The 23,022-nt window shown below is 73.8% G+C and carries 21 protein-coding genes; 10 read left to right on the forward strand and 11 right to left on the reverse strand.

Annotation, left to right across the window (positions count from 1 at the left end; all coding sequences use genetic code 11):
- Positions 1 to 461 precede the first annotated feature (461 nt).
- On the forward strand, positions 462 to 2,951 hold the full coding sequence (locus ACFP3U_RS19010) for a SulP family inorganic anion transporter (protein ID WP_380226753.1): 2,490 nt from the start codon (positions 462 to 464) through the stop codon (positions 2,949 to 2,951).
- 210 nt (positions 2,952 to 3,161) lie between these two features.
- Positions 3,162 to 5,138 carry an acetate--CoA ligase gene (acs, locus tag ACFP3U_RS19015; protein ID WP_380226754.1) on the forward strand — a complete coding sequence of 659 codons (1,977 nt, stop codon included), beginning with the start codon at positions 3,162 to 3,164 and terminating at the stop codon, positions 5,136 to 5,138.
- 82 nt (positions 5,139 to 5,220) lie between these two features.
- Here the strand turns inward: acs and ACFP3U_RS19020 are convergent, their stop codons facing one another.
- Positions 5,221 to 6,381 (reverse strand): serine hydrolase domain-containing protein, encoded by a 1,161-nt coding sequence (locus ACFP3U_RS19020; RefSeq protein WP_380226756.1) that lies wholly within the window; start codon positions 6,379 to 6,381, stop codon positions 5,221 to 5,223.
- A gap of 461 nt (positions 6,382 to 6,842) precedes the next feature.
- On the opposite strand from ACFP3U_RS19020, the gene nhaA reads away from it, so the two are divergent.
- The 4 genes from nhaA to ACFP3U_RS19040 all read left to right on the forward strand — a co-directional run bounded on the left by nhaA (position 6,843) and on the right by ACFP3U_RS19040 (position 10,577).
- A complete protein-coding gene (nhaA, locus tag ACFP3U_RS19025; RefSeq protein ID WP_380226757.1) occupies positions 6,843 to 8,246 on the forward strand; it encodes a Na+/H+ antiporter NhaA in 1,404 nt (467 codons plus the stop codon).
- Positions 8,247 to 8,435: 189 nt separating this feature from the next.
- Complete coding sequence (locus ACFP3U_RS19030; protein WP_037849777.1) at positions 8,436 to 8,912, forward strand: phage holin family protein; 477 nt, start codon at positions 8,436 to 8,438, stop codon at positions 8,910 to 8,912.
- A 121-nt stretch (positions 8,913 to 9,033) separates the two neighbouring features.
- Complete coding sequence (locus ACFP3U_RS19035; RefSeq protein ID WP_380226758.1) at positions 9,034 to 10,107, forward strand: alpha/beta fold hydrolase; 1,074 nt, start codon at positions 9,034 to 9,036, stop codon at positions 10,105 to 10,107.
- A gap of 233 nt (positions 10,108 to 10,340) precedes the next feature.
- Complete coding sequence (locus tag ACFP3U_RS19040) at positions 10,341 to 10,577, forward strand: hypothetical protein (RefSeq protein WP_380226759.1); 237 nt, start codon at positions 10,341 to 10,343, stop codon at positions 10,575 to 10,577.
- 115 nt (positions 10,578 to 10,692) lie between these two features.
- Here the strand turns inward: ACFP3U_RS19040 and ACFP3U_RS19045 are convergent, their stop codons facing one another.
- From ACFP3U_RS19045 to ACFP3U_RS19060, 4 genes are all read right to left on the reverse strand, one after another.
- Positions 10,693 to 11,877: a MarP family serine protease gene (locus ACFP3U_RS19045; protein ID WP_380226760.1), complete on the reverse strand. Its 1,185-nt coding sequence runs from the start codon at positions 11,875 to 11,877 to the stop codon at positions 10,693 to 10,695.
- Between the two features lie 70 nt (positions 11,878 to 11,947).
- The gene (locus ACFP3U_RS19050; protein WP_380226761.1) at positions 11,948 to 12,694 is read right to left on the reverse strand and encodes an NUDIX hydrolase; all 747 of its coding nucleotides are present in this window, start codon (positions 12,692 to 12,694) and stop codon (positions 11,948 to 11,950) included.
- Complete coding sequence (gene nth / locus ACFP3U_RS19055; RefSeq protein WP_380226762.1) at positions 12,691 to 13,566, reverse strand: endonuclease III; 876 nt, start codon at positions 13,564 to 13,566, stop codon at positions 12,691 to 12,693. The genes ACFP3U_RS19050 and nth overlap by 4 nt, the downstream gene beginning before the upstream one ends.
- A 161-nt stretch (positions 13,567 to 13,727) precedes the next feature.
- Positions 13,728 to 14,567 carry an isocitrate lyase/PEP mutase family protein gene (locus ACFP3U_RS19060; RefSeq protein ID WP_380226763.1) on the reverse strand — a complete coding sequence of 280 codons (840 nt, stop codon included), beginning with the start codon at positions 14,565 to 14,567 and terminating at the stop codon, positions 13,728 to 13,730.
- 251 nt (positions 14,568 to 14,818) lie between these two features.
- On the opposite strand from ACFP3U_RS19060, the gene ACFP3U_RS19065 reads away from it, so the two are divergent.
- Positions 14,819 to 15,826 (forward strand): ArsR/SmtB family transcription factor, encoded by a 1,008-nt coding sequence (locus ACFP3U_RS19065; RefSeq protein ID WP_380226764.1) that lies wholly within the window; start codon positions 14,819 to 14,821, stop codon positions 15,824 to 15,826.
- A 212-nt stretch (positions 15,827 to 16,038) separates the two neighbouring features.
- A complete protein-coding gene (locus tag ACFP3U_RS19070) occupies positions 16,039 to 16,713 on the forward strand; it encodes a Crp/Fnr family transcriptional regulator (protein ID WP_030288117.1) in 675 nt (224 codons plus the stop codon).
- Between the two features lie 163 nt (positions 16,714 to 16,876).
- Here ACFP3U_RS19070 and ACFP3U_RS19075 read toward each other — a convergent pair whose 3' ends face one another.
- From ACFP3U_RS19075 to ACFP3U_RS19095, 5 genes are all read right to left on the reverse strand, one after another.
- Entirely contained in the window at positions 16,877 to 17,704 is an 828-nt protein-coding gene (locus ACFP3U_RS19075) for an MBL fold metallo-hydrolase (protein WP_380226765.1), read from the reverse strand.
- A complete protein-coding gene (locus tag ACFP3U_RS19080) occupies positions 17,701 to 17,877 on the reverse strand; it encodes a hypothetical protein (RefSeq protein WP_380226766.1) in 177 nt (58 codons plus the stop codon). The genes ACFP3U_RS19075 and ACFP3U_RS19080 overlap by 4 nt, the downstream gene beginning before the upstream one ends.
- Positions 17,878 to 17,985: 108 nt before the next feature.
- Positions 17,986 to 18,918, reverse strand: coding sequence for an NUDIX hydrolase (locus ACFP3U_RS19085; protein WP_380226767.1), 933 nt, complete (start codon positions 18,916 to 18,918; stop codon positions 17,986 to 17,988).
- A gap of 191 nt (positions 18,919 to 19,109) precedes the next feature.
- Positions 19,110 to 19,580 (reverse strand): RidA family protein, encoded by a 471-nt coding sequence (locus ACFP3U_RS19090; protein WP_380226768.1) that lies wholly within the window; start codon positions 19,578 to 19,580, stop codon positions 19,110 to 19,112.
- Positions 19,577 to 19,735 carry a DUF4177 domain-containing protein gene (locus tag ACFP3U_RS19095; RefSeq protein ID WP_093860985.1) on the reverse strand — a complete coding sequence of 53 codons (159 nt, stop codon included), beginning with the start codon at positions 19,733 to 19,735 and terminating at the stop codon, positions 19,577 to 19,579. The genes ACFP3U_RS19090 and ACFP3U_RS19095 overlap by 4 nt, the downstream gene beginning before the upstream one ends.
- A 200-nt stretch (positions 19,736 to 19,935) precedes the next feature.
- Between ACFP3U_RS19095 and bagA the strand changes: the two genes are divergently transcribed.
- The gene (gene bagA / locus ACFP3U_RS19100; protein ID WP_380226769.1) at positions 19,936 to 21,066 is read left to right on the forward strand and encodes an ATPase BagA; all 1,131 of its coding nucleotides are present in this window, start codon (positions 19,936 to 19,938) and stop codon (positions 21,064 to 21,066) included.
- Positions 21,063 to 22,301, forward strand: a complete 1,239-nt coding sequence (gene bagB, locus ACFP3U_RS19105; RefSeq protein WP_380226770.1) for an ATPase BagB — start codon at positions 21,063 to 21,065, stop codon at positions 22,299 to 22,301. The genes bagA and bagB overlap by 4 nt, the downstream gene beginning before the upstream one ends.
- Before the next feature lie 137 nt (positions 22,302 to 22,438).
- Here bagB and ACFP3U_RS19110 read toward each other — a convergent pair whose 3' ends face one another.
- Entirely contained in the window at positions 22,439 to 22,762 is a 324-nt protein-coding gene (locus tag ACFP3U_RS19110; protein WP_037779213.1) for a WhiB family transcriptional regulator, read from the reverse strand.
- Between the last annotated feature and the right edge of the window lie 260 nt (positions 22,763 to 23,022).

Consider the following 23,022-nt stretch of genomic DNA (forward strand, 5'->3'; position numbering starts at 1 on the left):
ACGGAGCAACCAGCGCAGCGACCACGGGCCGCGGTCCCCGAAACGGGGGCCGCGGCCCCTTCGCGTCCGCCCCGCCACCCCCGGGATGAGCCTCACGCCGCCGCCACCAGCAGATTCCCGTCCGTTCGACCACCACCCAATGGGGTGAACCAGACGGATATTGCCTGTCGCTCCGGATGACGCTGTGCAAAGCTCTCATTACCCTCGGTTTACCGAGTCTTGATGTTCCGCATCCGTCCCGATGCTCCTCGCCGTGGTCTGGCTCCTCCCAGCGCCCCGCCGAGCGACCACCGGGACCCCGATGGTCCAAGGCCCGACCGGTGACACCCGCACCCCCGGCCCGGCCGCACCATCCCGCCACACCGTCGCGACCCACGACAGCCGATCCGCTTCACCGAGCCCCGAGCGGACTCACCGCCGGACCTGACTGCGTTCGTTCCCCCGGACAGACGGGAAGACCCATGACCCTCGACATCTCCAGCGCCCCCATCGCCTCCGACACCACCGACCACGCCCCACCGGGCCGACGTCCCCGCGCCACCTGGGCGCTGGACCTCTCGGCCTCCCTGGTGGTCTTCCTCATCGCCGTGCCGTTCTCCCTCGGCATCGCCCTGGCCACCGGCGCCCCGCTCAGCGCCGGCCTCGCCGCGGCGGCCGTCGGCGGCATCGTGGTCGGACTCTTCGGCGGCACCCCGCTGCAGGTGAGCGGCCCCTCCGCCGCGCTCACCGTGATCACCGCCGGGCTCATCGCCCAGTACGGCTGGCAGGCCACCTGCGCCATCACGCTCGCCGCCGGCCTGCTCCAACTCCTGCTGGGCGTGCGGCGGGTGGCCCGCACGGCGCTGGCCGTCTCGCCCGCCATCGTGCACGGCATGCTGGCCGGGGTCGGCCTCGCCATCGCCATCGCGCAGTTGCACGTCGTCCTCGGCGGCTCCCCGCAGAGTTCCGCGCTGGCCAACCTGATCGCCCTGCCGAGCCAGTTGGCGGGCCCGCACCCGTCCGCCCTGGCGATCGGCGTTGTCACCGCCGCCGTCCTGCTCGGCTGGCCCAGGCTGGGCCGACTCCCCGGCCGGTACGGCGAGTTCGGCACCCGCCTGACCAAGGTCCCCGGCCCGCTGGCCGCCGTCGCCGCCGCCACCGCGCTCGCCGTCACGCTGGACCTGCGGCTCGACCGGGCCGATCTGCCCGCCTGGCAGCCGCACGACCTCGTCCCCGACCTCCCGCACGGCCCGCCCCTGGCCGTCCTCGGCGCCGTGCTGACCGTCACCGCCGTGGCGAGCGTCGAGTCGCTGCTCTCCGCCGTAGCGGTCGACCGGATGTCGCACCGCGCCGGGGACCTCGACCGCGAACTGCGCGGCCAGGGCCTCGCCAACATGGTCAGCGGACTGGTCGGAGGGCTGCCGATCGCCGGCGGCGCGGTGCGCAGCACCGCCAACGTCCGGGCCGGTGCGCGCAGTCGCTGGTCCTCGGTGCTGCACGGGGTGTGGGTGCTGGCCGCCGCGCTGGCCCTCACTGGCGGGCTGCGCCGGATCCCGCTCGCCGCGCTCGCCGCCCTGGTCCTGGTCGTCGGCCTGCAGATGGTGAGCTTCGCGCACATCCGGAAGGTCCACCGGCACCGCGAGTTCCCGGTCTACCTGATCACCGTGGTCTCCGTGGTGCTGTTCGGCGTCCTGCCGGGCGTGGCGCTGGGCACCGCGACGGCCGTACTGCTCGCGCTCTACCGGCTGACCCGCGCCCACGTCGACGTGCTGACCGACGCCGAGGGCGCGTTCACCGTGGAGACGCACGGTCCACTGACCTTCACCGCCGTGCCCCGGCTCAGCCGGGCACTGGCGGACATCCCGGCCGGCGTCGAGGTCACCGTCGTCCACGACGGGTCCTTCCTGGACCACGCCGCCTACGAGACGCTGCACAGCTGGCGCTCCGGGCACCAGGCGGGCGGCGGGCGCGTGTCGATGGTGACCCGCCGCCAGGACGACGAGGTGCTCGACCCGGACGGCACCGTCCGCGCCGGCAGCTCCCCCGGTCCGCACCGCTGCCGCGCCTGGACGCCCTGGGTCGGCCACCACTGCATCGAGCAGCAGGAGGACCCGCACGGCCGGCTGCTGGACGGGGTCCGGGGGTTCCAACTGCACACCGCCCCGCTGGTGCGGCCCGAACTGGCCCGGCTCGCCCGGGAGGGGCAGACGCCCTCGCAGCTCTTCCTGACCTGCGCGGACTCCCGGCTGGTCACCAGCATGATCACCAACAGCGGTCCCGGTGACCTCTTCACCGTGCGCAATGTCGGCAATCTGGTGCCGGCGCCGCACGAACCGGGCGCGGCCGACGACTCGGTGGCGGCCGCGGTGCAGTACGCGGTCGAGGTGTTGGAGGTCCGGTCGATCACCGTCTGCGGACACTCGGGCTGCGGGGCGATGAAGGCGCTGTTGGACGGGGTCCACGAGCAGCCCGGCCGGCCCACCCCGCTGGCCCGCTGGCTGCGCAACGGCCGCGGCTCGCTGGACCGGCTGCGCCGGATCCCGGCGGAGTTCGCCGACCGCCCGGTGGTCGACGTGACCGAGCAGCTCTGCATCACCAACGTGGTCCAGCAGTTGGACCAGCTGATGGCGAATCCGGCCGTGGAGCGGCGGGTCGCCGAGGGCACCCTGCGACTGGTCGGCATGTACTTCGACTTCGCCACCGCGCAGGCCTATGTACTCGATCGGGAGAGCGGCCGATTCGGCCCGGTCGAGGCGCTGGCACCGGCACCGGCACCGGCGGCGGCACCGGCCGGCGCGCCCGCACCCACATGGGCGCCCGCACCGGCCTCCGCGCCCGGCGGGCGAGCGTCCACCCCGCGCGGGGAGCGCGACACGCCCGAACGAGTGACTGAATTCGAACAGGTACCGGCCAGCGGTACCACCGCCGCGGATCCGGCCGGGGGCACGGGGAGTCCCGGCCTGGCCGCCTGAGAGCCGGGCCCGCGTCCAGCCGGGCGGGCCAAGGACGCGGGCCCACCACACCGCGCCGCCCGAGAGGCCTCCGACCTCGGGCGACCGTTCGATGACCGATCAAAGGTCTACACCATTTCCCCGGAGCCTCTTGTCAACTGACCTCTTCGCCTGGTGAGCTGTGCGCTGGGACACACGGGACAATCCCACGCACGGGAAACGACCCCGATCATGACTCATGAGGAGTGCGCGTTGAGCAACGAGAGCCTGGCCAACCTGCTCAAGGAGGAGCGGCGTTTCGCCCCGCCGGCAGAGCTCGCCGCAGCCGCCAACGTCACCGCGGCCGCGTACGCGCAGGCCTCCGAGGACCGCCTCGGCTTCTGGGCCGAGCAGGCCCGCCGCCTCACCTGGGCCGTCGAGCCCACCGAGACCCTCGACTGGTCCAACCCGCCCTTCGCGAAGTGGTTCGCCGACGGCAAGCTCAACATCGCCTACAACTGCGTCGACCGCCACGTCGAGGCCGGCCACGGCGACCGCGTCGCCATCCACTTCGAGGGCGAGCCCGGTGACGGCCGCTCCATCACCTACGCCCAGCTCAAGGACGAGGTCTCCCAGGCCGCCAACGCGCTGCTCGAACTCGGTGTCACCAAGGGCGACCGCGTCGCGATCTACCTGCCGATGATCCCCGAGGCCGTCGTCTCGATGCTCGCCTGCGCCCGCATCGGCGCCACCCACTCCGTCGTCTTCGGCGGCTTCTCCGCCGACGCCGTCGCCTCCCGCATCCAGGACGCCCGGGCCAAGCTCGTCATCACCGCCGACGGCGGCTACCGGCGCGGCAAGCCCTCCGCCCTCAAGCCGGCCATCGACGAGGCGCTCACCAAGGCCGAGGGCGTCGAGCACGTCCTCGTCGTGCGCCGCACCGGCCAGGACACCGTGTGGACCGAGGGCCGGGACGTGTGGTGGCACGAGATCACCGCCCGTCAGTCCACCGAGCACACCCCCGAGGCGCACGAGGCCGAGCACCCGCTCTTCATCCTCTACACCTCCGGCACCACCGGGAAGCCCAAGGGCATCCTGCACACCTCCGGCGGCTACCTCACCCAGGCGAGCTACACCCACCACGCGGTGTTCGACCTCAAGCCGGAGACCGACGTCTACTGGTGCACCGCCGACATCGGCTGGGTCACCGGGCACTCCTACATCGTCTACGGCCCGCTCTCCAACGGCGCCACCCAGGTCATCTACGAGGGCACCCCCGACACCCCGCACCAGGGCCGGTTCTGGGAGGTCGTCCAGAAGTACGGCGTGACGATCCTCTACACCGCGCCGACCGCGATCCGCACCTTCATGAAGTGGGGCGACGACATCCCCGCCAAGTTCGACCTGTCCTCCCTGCGGGTGCTGGGCAGCGTCGGCGAGCCGATCAACCCCGAGGCGTGGATCTGGTACCGCGAGCACATCGGTGGCTCCGAGGCCCCGATCGTGGACACCTGGTGGCAGACCGAGACCGGCGCCATCATGATCAGCCCCCTGCCCGGCGTCACCGAGACCAAGCCAGGCTCCGCCCAGCGCGCCCTGCCCGGCATCGCCGCCACCGTCGTCGACGACAACGGCACCGAGGTCGCCAACGGCTCCGGCGGCTACCTCGTCCTCACCGAGCCGTGGCCGTCGATGCTCCGTACCATCTGGGGCGACGACCAGCGCTACATCGACACCTACTGGTCGCGGTTCGAGGGCCGCTACTTCGCCGGTGACGGCGCCAAGAAGGACGAGGACGGCGACATCTGGCTGCTCGGCCGGGTCGACGACGTCATGCTGGTCTCCGGCCACAACATCTCGACCACCGAGGTCGAGTCGGCCCTGGTCGGGCACCCCTCGGTGGCCGAGTCGGCCGTGGTCGGCGCCACCGACGCCACCACCGGCCAGGCGATCGTCGCCTTCGTCATCCTGCGCGGCACCGCCACCGACAGCCCCGAGCTGGTCGAGGAGCTGCGGGCGCACGTCGGCCGCACCCTGGGCCCGATCGCCAAGCCCAAGCAGATCAAGGTGGTCGGCGAGCTGCCGAAGACCCGCTCCGGCAAGATCATGCGCCGCCTGCTGCGCGACATCGCCGAGGGCCGCGAAATCGGCGACACCACCACGCTGGCCGACTCCACGGTGATGAACCTCATCCAGGCCCAGCTCCCGCCGGCGGGCAGCGAGGGCTGAACGCGCCGAGTGCGGACGAGGGTGCCCGCCGAGCGGTCGTGACCGCCTGCGGACACCCTCGTCTCCGGAGCACGCCCGGCGGTCAGCCCTCGCCGTGCTCGGCGATCAGGGTGCGCAGGGTGTCGTACGCGCTCTGGACCAGGCCGCGACTGCGCAAGGGCAGTCCGCCGGCCAGGACCGCCAGCCCCACCTGGGCCCGGGGGCTGAACCCGACGAAGGCGGTGGACCGGCGGGTGGCACCCGCGTGGTAGATCACCTCATCGGCTCCTCCGGGCCCGTTCTCCCCGGGATCCGCGTCCCCTGAGGACAACGAGGCCGGCGCGGTCGGCGCGGGCACCGTCGGCGCCGGCAGCGCCCGGTGGTTCCACCCCAGGCAGATCCGCGGGCCGCCGCGCCGCCCGCCGGTGCGGGGCCGCCGCACCTCGTTGAGCGCCGTCCGCAGCACCACCGAGTCGGCCTGTTCGGGGAGCGGGACGGCGTCCAGCGCGAGGTGGGCCTGGAGGTAGCGGAGCATGTCGTCCGCCGTGGAGCGGAGCGCGGCAGCGGCCGGCAGGGCGGGCAACCGGAAGGACGGCACCCGGCGACCGCGCCGGTATCCGGCGTCCTCCTCCCGGCCGGGGCCGCAGGAGGTGTCCATCAGGCCGAGCGGCCCACAGACCCGGGCGGCGAGCAGATCGTCGTACCGCTGCCCGGCCGCGTTGGCCAGCAGCAGACCGAGCAGGCCGCACCCGAGGTTGGAGTACCGGACCTGGGCGCCCGGTGTGCCGCGCACCGCCGTCCGGGGCAGCGCCCGCAGCAGGTGGGCCGGGCCGAAGGTGGCGTAGGGGTGGGTGAACCAGCGCGGGGCCTGTCCCGGCACCACCCCGTCCGGCAGCCGGGGCAGGCCGGAGGTGTGGGTGGCGAGGTGGAGCAGGGTGATCGGGCGCTCCTGCGGGTAGCCGGGCGCCGCGTCGGCGGGCAGGTAGCGGTCGATCGGGTCGTCGTAGCGGACCTCCCCGCGGGCCGCCATCTCGGCGAGCAGCAGGCCGGTGAACGTCTTGGTGACGGAGCCGAGTTCGAAGCGGGTGTCGGCGCGGACCGGGTGTTCGGTGGAGCGGACGGCGTGGCCGCGGCAGGCGACGGTCCGCTCGTCGCCGCGGATCACCACGACGGCGGCGCCACCGCTCGGGGCGGCGGCGTGGAAGAGCGGGCGGAGCAGGCGGTCGAGTTCGGGGCTGGGCGGGCGGTACAGCGGGGCATTCATCGGACGGCGCTCCGGCGGCGTAGCCGCGAGGGATGCGAGCGGACGGATAAGAGGGGCGGTCTGGGCATGGTGGCGCCTCCACACGGGGCGGGCAACGGACTCCGAGGTGGAGCCTTCGGGGATCGGACAGGGGGAACGGACATCAGGGACGGGGCTCCGGAAGCGCGGTTCCAGGAACAGGCTCCGGAGGCGCCCGGGCCCTGCGATCGACGATAGGGAGCCGTTCACCCGTCTGCATGCCACCGACTCCGTTCGGGTGCCGATCAGCCGTACGGACGGGTGCACAACAGGCCGTCGAGGCTTAAGTCCTGAAGTATGACAATCCGGATGTCACCTTCCCGTTCCCAGTACACTGTCAATGACGCATCAGGAAGCGCGTCACAGGGCGAGCCGGGAAGTCTGGTCGGCAATGCACCACCGGTGCATCTCCGTACACCGTCCCCGCCCCCAGGAGGCCGCGCGTGGCCAGCCAGCCGCCCGTCCACGAGCCGACGACCCGACGCCGCCAGCTCCTCGGCAGGCTGTCCCTCCCCGAGCGCACCTACATCACCGACGCGCTGCGCACCGAAACGGTCGGCGGCGTGCTGCTGCTCGCCGCCGCGGTCGTCGCGCTGATCTGGGCCAACGTCTGGCCGGCCGCCTACGAATCCGTCCTGGACTACACCGTCGGCCCCTCCGCCCCGCTCCACCTGGACCTCACCCTGGACGCCTGGGCCAAGGACGGGCTGCTGACGATCTTCTTCTTCGTGGCCGGCATCGAGCTCAAGCGCGAGTTCGTGGCGGGCGAACTGCGCAGCCCCAGCGCCGCGGTGCTCCCCGTGATCGCCGCCGTCTGCGGTGTCGCCCTGCCCGCGATCGTGTTCGCCCTCGCCAACGCCGGCCCCGGCGGGCATCCGGGCGGCTGGGCCATCCCGACCGCCACCGACATCGCCTTCGCGCTCGGCGTGCTCGCCGTGGTCGGCAGCCACCTGCCCTCGGCGCTGCGCGCCTTCCTGCTCACCCTCGCCGTGGTGGACGACCTGATCGCGATCCTGATCATCGCGATCTTCTACAGCTCCGGCATCAAGTTCTGGGCGCTCGGACTGGCCTTCGCCGGACTGGTGCTGTTCTGGTTCCTGCACCGGCGCGGGGCCCACGGCTGGTACCTGTTCGTGCCGCTCGCCTTCGTGATCTGGGCGCTGATGCACGAGAGCGGCGTGCACGCCACGGTGGCGGGCGTCGTGATGGGCCTGCTGCTCCGCTGCCACCGGGAGGGCGACGAGGAGCACTCCCCCGGCGAGCACATCGAGCACCTGGTCCGACCGCTCTCGGCCGGAATCGCCGTACCGGTGTTCGCGCTGTTCGCCGCCGGGGTGACGATCTCCGGTCCGGCGCTGCGCGAGGTGTTCACGCAGGCCACCCCGCTCGGTATCGTGCTCGGCCTGCTGGTCGGCAAGACCGTGGGCATCTTCGGCGGCACCCGGCTGACCGCCCGCTTCACCCGCGCCGAGCTGAACCCGCAGCTCAAATGGGCGGACATGTTCGCCGTCTCGGTGCTGGCCGGGATCGGCTTCACGGTCTCCCTGCTGATCAGCGAGCTGGCCTTCCCCGACGACCCGGCCCTCGCCGACCGGGCCAAGGCGGCCGTCCTGGTGGGTTCGCTGCTCTGCGCGCTGATCGCCACCGTGCTGCTGAAGCTGCGCAACCGGCACTACCGCGAGCTGTGCGAGGAGGAGGACCGCGACCTCGACGGCGACGGCATCCCCGACGTCTACCAGCTCGACGACCCGGCCTGGCAGGCCCGCACGGCCCGTCAGACCCCTCAGGCCCGACAGGCGCAGCAGACGACGCACCCGGCCGACGAGGGTCCCGGGGAATCGCATTGAGCCGCCGCGCCCGGAACACGTCCCCCGCCGGGGGCCCCGGAGTGGTGTCCGCTCCTCCGGTAGGGGCATGATTCTGAACTGTCGACAGTCCACCGACGCCGCCGGGCCAGACCCGGTCCCCCGGAAGAGCCCGGGAGCCGCACCGTGCGGCGGCGTCACCCGCCGCACGGCCGAAGAGGAGAATCGCTGATGCCCGCAGGAGCCGCAGACCCGTCCAGCAACGGCCGGGCGCCCTACGAGGGCGAGCGTTCGGTGGGGCAGCTGTTCGCCGCGGCCACCGCCGACCTGTCCGCCCTGGTCCACGACGAGATCGCGCTCGCCAAGGCCGAGATCCGCGCCGACGTCAAGCGCGGCGTCTCCGGCGGCGTCTCGCTGGGCGTCGCCGGCGTGGTGGCGCTGGCCGCCGTGCCGATGCTGAGCGCCGCCGCGGCGTTCGGCATCCACGCCCTGGGGCTCTCGCTCGGCTGGTCGTTCCTGATCGTGGCCGGCGCGTACCTGCTGCTGGCCGTGCTGCTGGGCCTGCTGGCGCTGCGTTCGTTCAAGAAGATCGAGAAGCCGGTCCGGACCATTGAGGGCGCGCAGAAGACCGCCGACGTCCTGAAGAACGCGCGGCCGCGTCCCGCCACCCAGGAGGAGATCGACCGCGCCCTGGGCCGCATCCCGTAGCCCCGGCCGCCGCGTCCGGACACGCCGCAAGACACTCCGCAAGACACGCCGCCGGACAGACGACCGGACGCGTGCCCGTGCCGGGCACGTGTCCGGCGCGCGGATGTGACACGCTCTCGGTATGTCGCTCGACCAGAAGCCCGTGCCCGCACAGCCGTCCGCCAGCTCCGGCGACACCGTCCCCGGCGGCACCGTCCCCGGCGGCACCGTCCCCGGCGACGGCGTCCCCGGCGGCACCGTCCCCGGCGACGGCGTCCCCGGTGACGGCGGCGACTCCAACGGCACGCCCGGCGCCGCCTGGGACGTCCGGCAGGCCGGGCCGTGGACCCACCGCGACCTCGCCGCCAACGGCGCCCGGTTCCACATCGCCGAGCTCGGCGAGGGCCCGCTGGTCCTGCTGGTGCACGGCTGGCCGCAGTACTGGTGGGCCTGGCGCCACCAGCTGACCGCGCTCGCCAAGGCCGGCTACCGGGCCGTCGCCCTGGACCTGCGCGGCATCGGCGGCAGCGACCGCACCCCGCGCGGCTACGACCCGGGCAACCTCGCGCTGGACATCACCGGGGTGATCCGCTCCCTCGGCGAGAACCGGGCGCACCTGGTCGGCCACGCCTCCGGCGGCACGCTCTCCTGGGTGGCGGCCGTGATGCGGCCCTCGGTGATCCAGAGCCTCACCGTGGTCTCCGCCGCGCACCCCCGGGACCTCCGCCGGGCGCTGCTGACCGACCGCCGGCAGATGGCCGCCTTCGAGCACGTGCTGAGCTTCCAGCGGCCGTGGATACCGGAGCGCCGCCTGGTGGCCGACGACGCGGCGCTGGTCGGCCGCTACCTGGACGCCTGGACGGGCCGCAACCAGTTGGACCGCGCGGCGGTGGCCGCGTACCGGCAGGCGATCCGGATCCCCAGCACCGCGCACTGCTCGATCGAGCCGTACCGGTGGCTGCTGCGCTCGATGGCCCGGCCGGACGGCATCCAGTTCGCCCGCCGGATGAAGAAGCCGATCACCGCGCCGACCCTGCACATCCAGGGGGCGGCGGATCCGGTGCTGCTGTCGCACACCGCGCTGGGCGGCGGCGAGTACGTGGCCGCGCCGTACCGCTGGCGGCTCATGCCCGGGATCGGGCACTTCCCGCACGAGGAGGCGCCGGAGCAGTTCACCGCCGAGCTGCTGGACTGGATCGGCCGACACAACGACTGAGACGGCGCGGGGGCTGGGACGGCGCAGGGGCCGAGGCGGTACGGGGGCCGACGCCGCGCAAGGGCCGCGGAGTGGGAAACGCGGAACGGGACACAAGGTCCCGGCGTCCGAACGGGGGAACCGGAGCGAAGGTCCCAACTCCCCCGAGATGACGTTCATATGACAAACGCATAGGCCACGTTGATAGCCCGACGGGCGGTTACCCCCGTCGGCCCAGGGGCATCCATTGCGGTATGACCTGGATGCCCGATCGCGGCAGCGCCCCGCGCGGCCGACAGCACAGCAACAGCTCGCAGCGTTCCGCCCACCGATCCGAGTGGGCGGACGACCACGGCTTCGACAGCGGCTACGACGGCGGCTTCGACGGTGCGGACGGCCACCCCCGCTCGGCGCAGCGCCGGCTCGGCATCCCGCGGATCCTCGGTCGGCGCGCCCGTTGGGTGGGCGCCCGGCTCCGCCGCGACACCTGACCCGCCGCCCGCCACCCGCCACCCGCCACCTCACAGGCTCACGCAGGCCCACCGCAGGCCCACCGCAGGCCCACCCCATGCTCACCGGCTCACGCGGGCCGGTGGGCCGCCCGGGTCAGAGCGCGCAGCCCTGGGTGTCCACCCGGGCCGAGGCCCCGCTGCCATGCTCGGCGTCCTCCCGCACCTCGGCCGCGGTCAGCACGTACCCGGTGTCCGCACTGTCCAGCGACTTGGCGAACACCATCCCGTACACCTGGCCGTCCGGCGTCAGCAGCGGGCCGCCGCTGTTGCCCTGGCGCACCAGCGAGCGCACCGAGTAGACGTCGCGGACGACCTGGCCGCGGTGGTAGATGTCCGGGCCGTTGGCCTGGATCCGGCCGCGGATGCGGGCCGGCTGGACGTTGAAGGCGCCGTTCTCGGGGAAGCCCGCGACGATCGCGCTGTCATTGGTCTTCGCCTCGCCGGCGAAGGTCAGCGCCGGCGCGTTCAGCTTGGGCACGTCCAGGACGGCGATGTCGCGCTGCCAGTCGTAGCGGACCACCGTCGCGTCGTAGAGCTGGCCGACCCCGCCGATCTGCACGGTCGGCTCGTCGACGCCGCCGACCACGTGGGCGTTGGTCATCACCCGGTGCGGGGCGTAGACGAAGCCACTGCCCTCCAGGGTCTTGCCGCAGGCGGTGGCGGTGCCGACGACCTTGACCAGGCTCTGCCGCGCCTTCGTCACCGCCGGGCTGCCGGCCAGCGCCGGGTCGGGGGTGTCGACCTCGGTGATCGGCTCGTGCTCGAAGGGGTTGAACACCTGCGGGAAGCCGTTGCGGGCGAGCACCTTGGAGAAGTCCGAGAACCAGTTGGGCGCGTCGGAGGGCAGCGTGTCCTGGACGCCGCTCAGGATCGCCGAGGTGCGGACCTGCTTGGAGACGGTCGGCAGGGACGTCCCGGCGAGCGCCGAGCCGATCAGCCAGGCCACCAGCAACATGGAGATCACGTTGACCACGGCGCCGCCGGCGGCGTCCAGGGCCCGCGCCGGGCGGCGGTCGATGTGGCCGCGCAGCTTCCAGCCGAAGTGCGTGGTGATCGCCTGGCCGATCGCCGCCAGCACGATCACCACCACCACGGCGATCACCGAGGCGGTCGTCCCGGGGCTGAGGTGGTCGAGCAGCAGCGGCAGCAGTTGGACGGCGAGCAGGCCGCCGCCCAGGAAGCCGAGGACCGACAGCACGCCGACCACGAAGCCCTGCCGGTAGCCCGACACGGCGAATCCGATCGCGGCGGCGATCAACAGCACATCCAGGACATTCACCCGGACACCCTCCCACGCCGGACCACCCGGCCGGGTGGACGACCGACGAATCCGACCGCCGCCGTCCGGTTCACTTCGCCCCGGCGTCGCGGCCGAGCACCGCGCGGGAACGTTCCTGGTCGCCCTGCACGAGGTCCAGCGCCTCGTCCGAGAGCTCGACGATCCGGTCGGCGTCCCACGGGCGCTCCAGCCCGCTGTGGTGCAGCACCCGGTCGATCACCCCGGCGGTGAAGCCCCAGACCAGCCGGCCGCCGACCGCGAAGGCCGGCCCCATGTGCCCGGACGGGTGCCGCAGCCTGGCCCGGTTGGCCGGGTCGGTCAGCTCCTCGATCGGCACCCGGAACACCGCGCCGGTCTCCCCCAGGTCCACCGGCCGGACCGGCGACTCCTCGCGCCACCAGCCGAGCACCGGGGTCACCACGAACCGGCTGACCGGGATGTACAGCGCGGGCAGCGTCGCGAACACCTGCACCCCGTCCGGGTCCAGGCCGGTCTCCTCCCAGGCCTCGCGCAGCGCCGCCGCCACCGGCCCGGGCCCCGCCGGGTCACCGTCCTCCGGGTCCAGCGCACCGCCCGGGAAGGACGGCTGGCCGGCGTGCGAGCGCAGCGAACGCGCCCGTTCGATGAGCAGCAGGTCCGGCCCGGACGCGCCCTCGCCGAAGAGCATCAGCACGGCGGCCGCGCGGCCGCCCTCGTCCGGCGGCAGGAAGCGGCTCAGCTGCTCGGGCAGCACCCGCTCGGCCGCGTCCCGGACCGGCTCCAGCCAGGTCGGCAACCCGTCCCGTTCGACCGCCCGCACCGCCCCCAGGCCGCTCACTCGGCCACCGCCAGGTCGGCGACCTCGCCGTGGTGCGCGGCGGCGTCCGCGCGGGCGGCGGCCTCACCGGGGAAGTCGGCGGGCGGGCGCAGCCGCTGGCCCGGCTGTCCGCCCATCTCGTACTTCAGCAGCTTCTTCGCCTTCTCGGGATCGGTCACGCCCTCCCCGTAGGAGGGGCAGAGCGGGGCGATCGGGCAGGCCCCGCAGGCCGGCTTCTGGGAGTGGCAGATCCGCCGGCCGTGGAAGACCACGCGGTGCGAGAGCATCGTCCACTCGGACTTCGGGAAGATCTCCGCGACCGCCGCCTCGACCTTCACCGGGTCCTCCTCGGCCGTCCAGCCGAACCGGCGGGCCAGGCGGCCGAAGTGGGTGTCCACGGTGATCCCGGGGACGCCGAAGGCGTTGCCGAGGACGACGTTGGCGGTCTTGCGGCCGACCCCGGGGAGGGTGACCAGGTCCGCCAGCCGGCCGGGGACCTCGCCGCCGAACTCGTCGCGCAGCGCGATCGAGAGGCCGATCAGCGACTTCGCCTTGTTCCGGAAGAATCCGGTCGGCCGGATGATCTCCTCCAGCTCCGCCGGGTTCGCCGCCGCCATGTCCTCCGGCGTCGGGTACTTCGCGAACAGCGCCGGTGTCGTCTGGTTCACCCGCAGGTCGGTGGTCTGCGCCGACAGCACGGTGGCCACCAGCAGTTGGAAGGGGTTCTCGAAGTCCAGCTCCGGGTGCGCGTACGGATACAGCTCCGCCAGCTCCCGGTTGATCCTCCGCGCCCGCCGCACCATCGCCAGCCGTGACTCGGGCTTGCGCGCCCCGACGGCCTTCCCCACCGGCTGCCCCGCAGACGCGGTCGTCCGGACCTTGCTCTCTGCCATGCGTGAAGGCTACGCCGGACGACCGCGCTCCTGCGGCGGATCGGCCAGGACCGTTCGCTCCGGTGACCGATGACCGATGACCGATGACCGACCGACCGCGGCGGGGATGGCACCGGCGCGCGCGACGGCAACGGCGGCGCGGGCGCGAACCCGCGCGCCCGTCAGCCGTGGAACAGCGCGTCCACGTCGCCGTAGCCGAGCGCACCGGCCGGCTCCGTCAGGACGCCGGACCCGAGCAGTTCGGCGGCCGCCCGGCGGGCGGCGGTGTAGGCGAGCTGCGTCAGGGCGGTGCCCACGCTGATCCGGCGCACCCCGGCGGCGGCGAGTTCGGCGACGCTCGGCCCGCCGGCCACGGCCATCGCGTTGACCGGCAGCGGCGAGCGCGCGCAGAGCGCGGCCAGCGCGTCGAGGTCCAGCAGACCGGGCACGAAGAGGCCGTCCGCGCCCGCTGCCGCGTACGCCTCAGCGCGGACGAGCACGTCGTCGAGCCCGCCCAGCCCGAACAGGAAGACGTCCGTCCGGGCGTTGACCAGCAGCTCCGGCAGGCCCGCCGCCTCCGCCGCCGACCGCGCCGCACGCAGCCGCTCGGCCTGCTCGGCCACCGTGAACAGCGGGCCGCCGACCGCCGTCGAGTCCTCCAGGTTGACGCCGACCGCGCCCGCCCCGATCAGGGCCCGGACGGTCTCGGCGACATCGGCGGGCGCGGGCCCGTAGCCGCCCTCGGCGTCCACGGTGACCGGCAAGTCGACGGCGGCGACGACCCGGCGGGCGGCCTCGACGGCCGTCGCGCGGTCGAGGCGCTGGCCGTCGCCCCGGCCCAGCGACCAGGAGAGGCCGCCGCTGGTGGTGGCGATCGCGTGGGCGCCGGCCGAGGCGATCACGGCGGCGCTCCCGGCGTCCCAGGCGTTCGGCAGGACGAGCACGCCGTCCGCGACCAGCGCCCGCAGCCGCTCGGCCCGCGCGCGGAGGGTGGACGGCGGGAGCGGGGTGGACGTGGTCATGAGGGGTCACCGGCTTTCGGTTCGGGAGGACTTCGGAAAGGTGTCGGGCGGACTTCGGGAGGTGTCGGGCAGAGCTCGGGAGGTGCCAGGCGGAGTTCAGTTCGGGAGGACTTCGCCAAGACTTCAGGCGACGCACCCGCCGCCGCCGGCGGCTACGCGACGTCGTCATCCTGCGGCCGACAGGCGGGCGCCCTCCACTGATTAAGCTGAGACCGAATCCTGGGCCGGAGCGGGAGGGAGGGCGGGCCTCGATGCGGAGCGAACTCACGTTCTCGACGGACGACCTGGCACGGACCAGGTTCGCCGTCTCCCCCATGTGGGAGGTGGTGACCAGCCTCCGGGCGCTGGCCGGACCGGCCGTCCCCGCGCTGCACAGGCCCTGGGCCGCGCAGGTCCGCCCCGCGGCGACCGCCGCCGGGCCCGCACTGCGACGGCTGGCCGCGCTGGTCCCGGCCGTCGGCCACCTGCCGGACTTCCTCACGCCCGTCCCCGCCACCGCCGCCCCCTCGCTCGCCGAGGAACTGGCCGTGATCGCCGCGACCCCGCCCGGCCAGGTCCGGGCCGACCTCGACCTCATGGCCGCCGAGCGGGGCGGCCGGCTGCCGGCCGTGCTCGAACCCCTGCACCGCGACCCGGTCGGTCGGCTGCCCCTCCTGACGGCCGACATCGAGGCGTACTGGGAGTTCGCGCTGGAGCCGCACTGGGCCAGGATCCGTGCGCTGCTGGACGCCGACGTCCTGCACCGCGCCCGCCTGGCGGCCGGGCACGGCCCCGCCCGCGTCCTCGACGACCTGCACGAGACGGTCCGCTGGGACGGCGGCGCACTCCGCCTGGAGCAGCGGCACTGCGCGGTCCAGCGGCTGGACGCCGGGGCCGGTCTGGTGCTGGTGCCGTCGGCGTTCGCCTGGCCCCGGGTGCTGACCCGGACGCTGCCGCCGGATCCGCCGCAGCTCGCCTATCCGGCGCGCGGTGTCGCCACGCTCTGGGAGTCCGGTCCGGCCGCCGACCCCGCGGAGGCGCTCGCCGCCGTCCTCGGGCGTTCCCGGGCCCGGCTGCTCGCCGAACTGGACGCGCCGGCCTCCACCACCGAGCTGGCCCGGCGCACCGGGCTCTCCACCGCCGGGACCTCCCAGCACCTCACCGCCCTGCGCGCGGCCGGGCTGACCAGCGCACAACGGGCCGGACACGCCGTCCTGCACGCCCGTACCGCCGTCGCCGACGCCCTGCTCGCCGCGGACGCGGCCGGCCGGGTCGGCTGACCCCCGCCCGCAGCCCCACCAACGGGCCGAGCCGACGGCCGGGCGCGGCGGCCAGGGCGGTTCCAGCGGTACGAATGGCCCCGCGCAGCATCCCTCGACACACCCCCTCCTCATATGATCGGAGCGACATGCGCCATGCTTGGTGATGCAGAGCACTGTACGAACTTGTGCCGGAGGGCTTGACGGCCGGCCGGCCGAGAAGGAGGAAGCACGTGGACGACGTTCTGCGGCGCGCCGCACTCTTCGCGGCACTCGACGACGAACAGGCCGGCGAGCTGCGCGCTTCCATGACCGAGGTGACGCTCGCCCGCGGCGAGTCGCTCTTCCACGAGGGCGACCCGGGCGACCGGCTGTACGTCGTCGCCGAGGGCAAGGTCAAGCTGCACCGTGCCTCGCCGGACGGCCGCGAGAACATGCTCGCCGTCCTCGGCCCCAGCGAGATGATCGGCGAGCTGTCGCTGTTCGACCCGGGCCCGCGCACCGCCACCGCCAGCGCGCTGACCGAGGTCAAGCTGCTGGGCCTCGGCCACGGCGACCTCCAGCCCTGGCTGCACGCCCGTCCCGAGGTCTCGATCGCGCTGCTGCGCGCCATCGCCCGCCGCCTGCGCCGGACCAACGACGTGATGTCCGACCTGGTCTTCTCCGACGTGCCCGGGCGTGTCGCCAAGGCCCTGCTGGACCTCTCCCGCCGCTTCGGCGTGCAGTCCGAGGAGGGCATCCACGTCGCCCACGACCTCACCCAGGAGGAGCTGGCCCAGCTGGTCGGCGCCTCCCGCGAGACGGTCAACAAGGCGCTCGCCGACTTCGCCGGCCGCGGCTGGCTGAAGCTGGAGGCCCGCGCGGTCGTCCTGCTGGACGTCGAGCGGCTCTCCCGCCGCTCGCGCTAGTCCGCGACGGCGGGACGGCTGGACGGCTGGACGGCTGGACGGCTGGACGGCTGGACCACAGTCGTCCGAGCTCCGCACGGCACCCGACGCCGGCATCCGACACGGCATTCGAAGGGCCCGCACGCTCCGGCGTACGGGCCCTCCGTGCGTAGGGACCCGGCGGTCAGTCCGGGATGAGCCCGTGCTCCCTGAGGTACTGGAGCTGGGCGCGGACCGACAGCTCGGCAGCCGGCCACAGCGCGCGGTCCACGTCCGCGTAGACCCGCTCCACCACCTCGGCCGCCGTCCGGCAGCCGGCCTCGACGGCGGTCTCCACCTGGGCCAGCCGGCCGGCCCGGTGCGCCAGGTAGTAGTCCACCGCGCCGAGCGCGTCCGCGAGCACCGGCCCGTGGCCCGGCAGCACCGTCCTCACGCCGTGCTCGGCGGCCATGCCGTGCAGGTGGCGCAGCGAGTCGAGGTAGTCGCCGAGCCGGCCGTCCGGGTGGGCGACCATCGTGGTGCCCCGGCCCAGCACGGTGTCCCCGGTGAGGATCGCGCCGTCGGCGGGCAGGTGGAAGGTGAGGGAGTCCGAGGTGTGGCCGGGGGTGGCGACCACCCGCAGGTCGAGGCCGCCGACGTCCAGGCGCTGGCCGTCCGTGAGGCCCTCGGAGCCGAGCCGGTGCGCCGGGTCCAGCGCGCGGACCTCCGTGCCGGTCAGCTCGGCGAACCGGGCCGCGCCCTCGGAGTGGTCGGCGTGCCCGTGGGTGAGCAGGGTGAGCGCCACCCGCTTGCCCTGCTGCTCGGCGGTCTCGATCACCCGGCGCAGATGGCCCTCGTGCAGCGGGCCCGGGTCGATCACCACGGCGAGCTCCGAGCCCGGCTCGGAGAGCAGCCAGGTGTTGGTGCCGTCCAGCGTCATCGGGGACGGGTTCGGCGCCAGCACGCAGAGCGCACGGGGGGTGGCCTCGCCGCCGATCGCGGCGGCGGGGTCACCCGGCAGGAGTCCGCTCACCGGCGGTCCTCGCTCTGTCGGTGCAGCAACCGGCCCGGCAGCGCCCGGACGAGGGCGCGCTGGGCCACCTCGGCGAAGCGGACGGAGCCGATCTCACAGGCCGGTTGGCGGGAGGGCAGGCGGCGGGCGGGCATCTCGGGTGCCGTCCGGCGAGCCACGTCGTTGTGGGTCATCGGGCGTCGGTCCTTTCCTCTTGCGGTGAGCTCACGGTTGAGCTGATCACCTGGGGGCAGTTGGTTGGCGGATCGGGAGTTCCGGACAGGGGGCGGGGCGGGGCGCGGTCAGCCGACGCGCTCCTCGGGGAAGCTGCCGTCGATCGTCAGCTCGTCGTACCCCGGCCAGCGGACGGTCAGTCGTTCGCCGTGCACCTCGGCGCGGCCGAGCACCGGTTCCAGCGAGCGCCCCGCCGCCACCCCCAGCGCCTCGGCGGCGCTGCGCACCGGCAGCAGCTCGCGCAGCACGGTGACGGTGGGCGGCAGCATCCCGAACCGGCCCTCCTCGTAGCCCCTGATGGCCTCGGCCGGGGTGAGCCAGGCGACCCGGTCGGCCTCGCCGACCTCGCGGGCGGCGTCCTGTCCGGACGGCAGCGCGGCGACGAAGAACCAGGTGTCGTACCGGCGCTCCTCGAAGGCCGGGGTGATCCACCGGGCCCAGCCGGCCAGCAGGTCGCTGCGGAGCAGCAGCCCGTGGTCGCGCAGGAAGTCGGCGAAGGAGAGCTCGTGGGCCTCCAGGGCGGCGCGCTCGGCGCTCCAGTCCCGGGGCTCGGCGACGTTGTCGGCGTCCGGACCGGCCAGCAGGACGCCGGCCTCCTCGAAGGTCTCGCGGACGGCGGCGCAGACCACAGCCTGCGCGGTCCGGGCGTCCACGCCGAGCCGCTCGGCCCACTCCCGCGGGCCCGGACCGGCCCAGCCGAGCTCGGCCTCGGCGTCCCGCCGGTCGACCCCGCCGCCCGGGTAGGCGTACATGCCGGCGGCGAACGCCATCGACGGGCGGCGGCGCAGCAGGTAGGCCTCGGGGCCGGCGCCCGCGCCGGTGTCGCTGTCGCTGTCGGCGTCGCTTGCGGCGTCGCTGCCGGCGTTGCTGTCGGTGTCGCGGAGCAGCACCACGGTGGCGGACGGCCTGGGCACGGGCGGGGTCAGCTCACCCGCGTCGGCCGCCCTGATCCGGGCGGGCCAGCCGGGCGGCATCGGGAGCGTCGTTGCTCGCTGGTCCATGCCCGGATGCTAAGCGCCCGGGGGCGGGCTTGGACAGGGGTGATCGGTTGTCCGGCCCGCTCCCGGCGGTTCGTCCCACGACACACGGACGCCCCGGACCCCGCGGACACCCCGGACGCCGTACGGGTCCAGGGGTGTCCGGGGCAGCCGGGGCGTCCGGGGCAACCGGGCGGGCGGCGGGGTCCGGCCGGTCAGGCTCCGGCGCGGACGCGGACCTGGACCTCGACCTCGACCGGGGCGTCCAGCGGCAGCACGGTGACGCCGACCGCGCTGCGGGCGTGCATGCCCGCCTCGCCGAGCACCTTGCCGAACAGCTCGCTCGCGCCGTTGATCACACCGGGCTGGCCGGTGAAGTCGGGGGCGGAGGCGACGAAGCCGACCACCTTGACGACCTGCTCGACCAGGTCGAGGTCACCGATTGCCGACTTCACGGCGGCCAGGGCGTTCAGCGCGCAGATCTGCGCGAGCTCCTTGGCCTCCTCCGGGGTGACCTCGGCGCCGACCTTACCGGTGTTCGGGAGCTTGCCCGCCACCATCGGCAGCTGGCCGGAGGTGAAGACGAAGTCACCGGTGCGCAGGGCCGGCACGTAGGCGGCGACCGGGGCGGCCACCGGCGGCAGGGTCAGACCCAGCTCGGCCAGCTTCTCCTCGACCTTGCTCATGCCTGCTTCTCCCGCTTGAAGTAGGCCACCAGCTGCTCCGGGTTCGGGCCCGGTACGACCTGGACCAGCTCCCAGCCGTCGTGGCCGAAGTTGTCCAGGATCTGCTTGGTGGCGTGCACCAGCAGAGGTGCCGTCATGTATTCCCACTTGGTCATGGCCAGACTCTAGACGTTCCGCCCCGGCGAACGGCCCCGGTCCGCGCCCGGGCGTGCTCGCGTGTGTGAGGTGGACCACAAACCGGGCATGATTCAGGTCCGGCCCCCCGGGTAGTCCCGGCATCCGGCGCGGTCCCTGGTTACCCTCGCGGGAGGGCACCTGCGTGGTGCCGGCCCTCGGAGACGGACGGAGACGGAGCGTGGCACGCACCCCCGGCCAGGCGGCCCGGCGCGATCCCGACTGGGAGGGCGTGCGGTTGCACGTGGTCAGCGGCAAGGGCGGGACCGGGAAGACCACCGTGGCCGCGGCGCTGGCACTGGCGCTCGCCGCGGAAGGCCGCCGGACCCTGCTGATCGAGGTGGAGGGCCGGCAGGGCATCGCCGAGCTGTTCGGGATAGCGGCACTCCCGTACGAGGAGCGCCGGATCGCCACCGTCACCCCGGCGCAGCTGGGCCTGCCGGCCGACGGCCCGACAGGCGCCGCCGGCGGCACGGGCGGGGCCGGCGGGACGGGCGGAACGGGCGGCTCCGGTGGTGGCGAGCTGCACGCGCTCGCCATCGACACCGAGCAGGCCCTGCTCGAGTACCTCGACATGTTCTACAAGCTCGGCCGGGCCGGGAAGGCGCTGCAGAAGGTCGGGTTCGTCGACTTCGCGACCACCATCGCCCCCGGCGTCCGGGACGTGCTGCTGACCGGCAAGGCCTGCGAGGCCGCCCGCCGCAAGGGCCCGGACGGCCGGCGGACCTACGACGCGGTGGTGATGGACGCGCCGCCGACCGGTCGGATCACCCGGTTCCTGAACGTCAACTCCGAGGTGGCCGGCCTCGCCCGGATAGGGCCGATCCACAGCCAGGCGCAGGCCGTGATGCGGGTGCTGAAGTCGGCGGAGACCGCCGTCCACCTGGTCACCCTGCTGGAGGAGATGCCGGTCCAGGAGACCGTCGACGGCTTCGCCGAGCTGCGCGAGGCCGGTCTGCCGGTGGGCGGCGTGCTGGTCAACATGGTCCGGCCGCCGGTGCTGGACGCGGCGGCGGTGGCCGCGGTGAGCGGCGACCACCGCGAGGAGGTCGCGCTGGCCCTCGGCGAGGCGGGTCTCGGGGGCCGCTCGCGCAAGCCGGAGACCGTCCGGGCGGCGGTCGATCCGCTGATCGACCCGCTGCTGGAGCAGGCCAGGGAGCACGCCGAGCGGGTGGAGCTGGAGCGCGCCCGGCGCGCCGACCTGCAGCACCTGAAGCTCCCGACCTACGAACTTCCGCTGCTGGGCGAGGGTGTGGACCTGGGTGCGCTCTACCGGCTGGCGGGCGAACTGAAGCGTCAGGGGGCAGCGTGAGCGGGCGGACCGGTACGACCGGACGGAACGGCGCGGGCGGCACGGGCGGGACGGGCGGACCAGGTGGCGCGGGCGGGGCGGGCGCCGGCGGCAGCCGACTCGCCGTGGACGAGCTGATCGACAGTCCGAAGACCCGGATCATCGTCTGCTGCGGCTCCGGCGGCGTCGGCAAGACCACCACCGCGGCGGCGATCGGCCTGCGGGCCGCCGAACGCGGCCGCAAGGTCGTCGTCCTGACCATCGACCCGGCCCGCCGACTGGCGCAGTCGATGGGCCTGACCGAGCTCGACAACACCCCGCGGATCGTCAAGGGCGTGACCGGCGACGGCGAGCTGCAGGCCATGATGCTCGACATGAAGCGGACCTTCGACGAGGTCGTGCTGAACCACGCCGACCCCGAGCGGGCCCGCGCGATCATGGAGAACCCCTTCTACCAGTCCCTGTCGGCCGGCTTCGCGGGCACGCAGGAGTACATGGCGATGGAGAAGCTCGGCCAGCTGCGAGCGGCCGAGGAGTGGGACCTCATCGTCGTCGACACCCCGCCGTCCCGGTCCGCGCTGGACTTCCTGGACGCGCCGAACCGGCTCGGGTCGTTCCTCGACGGCAAGGTGATCCGGATCCTGACCGCCCCGGCCAAGGTCGGCGGCCGGTCCGCGATGAAGTTCCTCAACGTCGGGATGGGCCTGTTCACCGGCACCCTCGGCAAAATCTTCGGCGCCCAGCTGCTGACCGACGTCCAGACCTTCATCAGCGCGATGGACTCGATGTTCGGCGGCTTCCGGGAGCGTGCGGACCGCACGTACCAACTGCTCCAGGCGCCGGGCACGGCGTTCCTGGTGGTGGCCGCGCCGGAGCGGGACGCGCTGCGCGAGGCGGCGTACTTCGTGGACCGGCTGGCCGCCGACCGGATGCCGCTGGCCGGGCTGGTGCTCAACCGGGTGCACGGCACGGGCGCCCCGCAGCTCACCGCCGAACGGGCGCTCGCCGCGGCCGAGGCGCTGGAGGAGAACGGGTCGGAGCACGCCTCGCCGGCCGCCGAGCTGCTCGCGGCCGGGCTGTTGCGGCTGCACGCCGAGCGGATGCAGGTCATGGGGCGCGAACGGCGGACCCGCGACCGCTTCGTCTCGGTCTACCCGGACGTGCCGATCGTCGAGGTCGCCGCGCTGCCCGGGGACGTCCACGACCTGGAGGGACTGCGGACGATCGGCGAGCGGCTCAGCGGGTCGGCCGACTGAATCCGGCCGACCGGGCCCGCGCAGGGATCACTGGTCACCAGTCATTGCGCACCGGTCATTGCGCGCCGGTCCGGCCCGGGCCGTCAGCCCGGGCCCCCGACCCGAGCCCCCCGACTCGGAACGTCCGGTGCGGGGACTCAGCCCGCCTGGGCGTAGTCCGTCAGTATCACGCCGGTGGCCAGCGAGGTCTCGTACTCGGTGCGGGCCGTCTCCAGCAGTCGCCGCCACGAGATCACGGTCGGCCGACGGCGCAGCAGCGCCCGGCGCTCCCGCTCGGTCATCCCGCCCCAGACCCCGAACTCCACCCGATTGTCCAGTGCGTCCGCCAGGCACTCCGTGCGCACGGGGCACCCGCTGCACACCGCCTTGGCGCGATTCTGCGCCGCCCCCTGGACGAACAGTTCGTCCGGATCACTCGTGCGGCAGGCGGCCTGCGCACTCCAGTCGTCTACCCAGCCCATGCCGGCGCCGTCCTCTCCCGAATCGAGGCTCCCCCACGGCGGCAACGGCATATTCACCGTTGCCAGTTGAGGACGTTACGGAAGAACGACAGCTTGCAACAGCCCCTTCGGGCTCAATCTCGAATGACCCAATTGGACTATGGGTGGCGATCAGCTCACTCGTTGGAGTGATCGCAGGTCGCGAGCCTTGCCAAGGTCATGAGCGCCACTCTCGCCACGCGGACCGTCACACAGTGCTACCGGACACAGGCGTGCAGCCG

This window comes from Kitasatospora misakiensis, assembly GCF_042656005.1.
Classification (GTDB): domain Bacteria; phylum Actinomycetota; class Actinomycetes; order Streptomycetales; family Streptomycetaceae; genus Kitasatospora; species Kitasatospora misakiensis.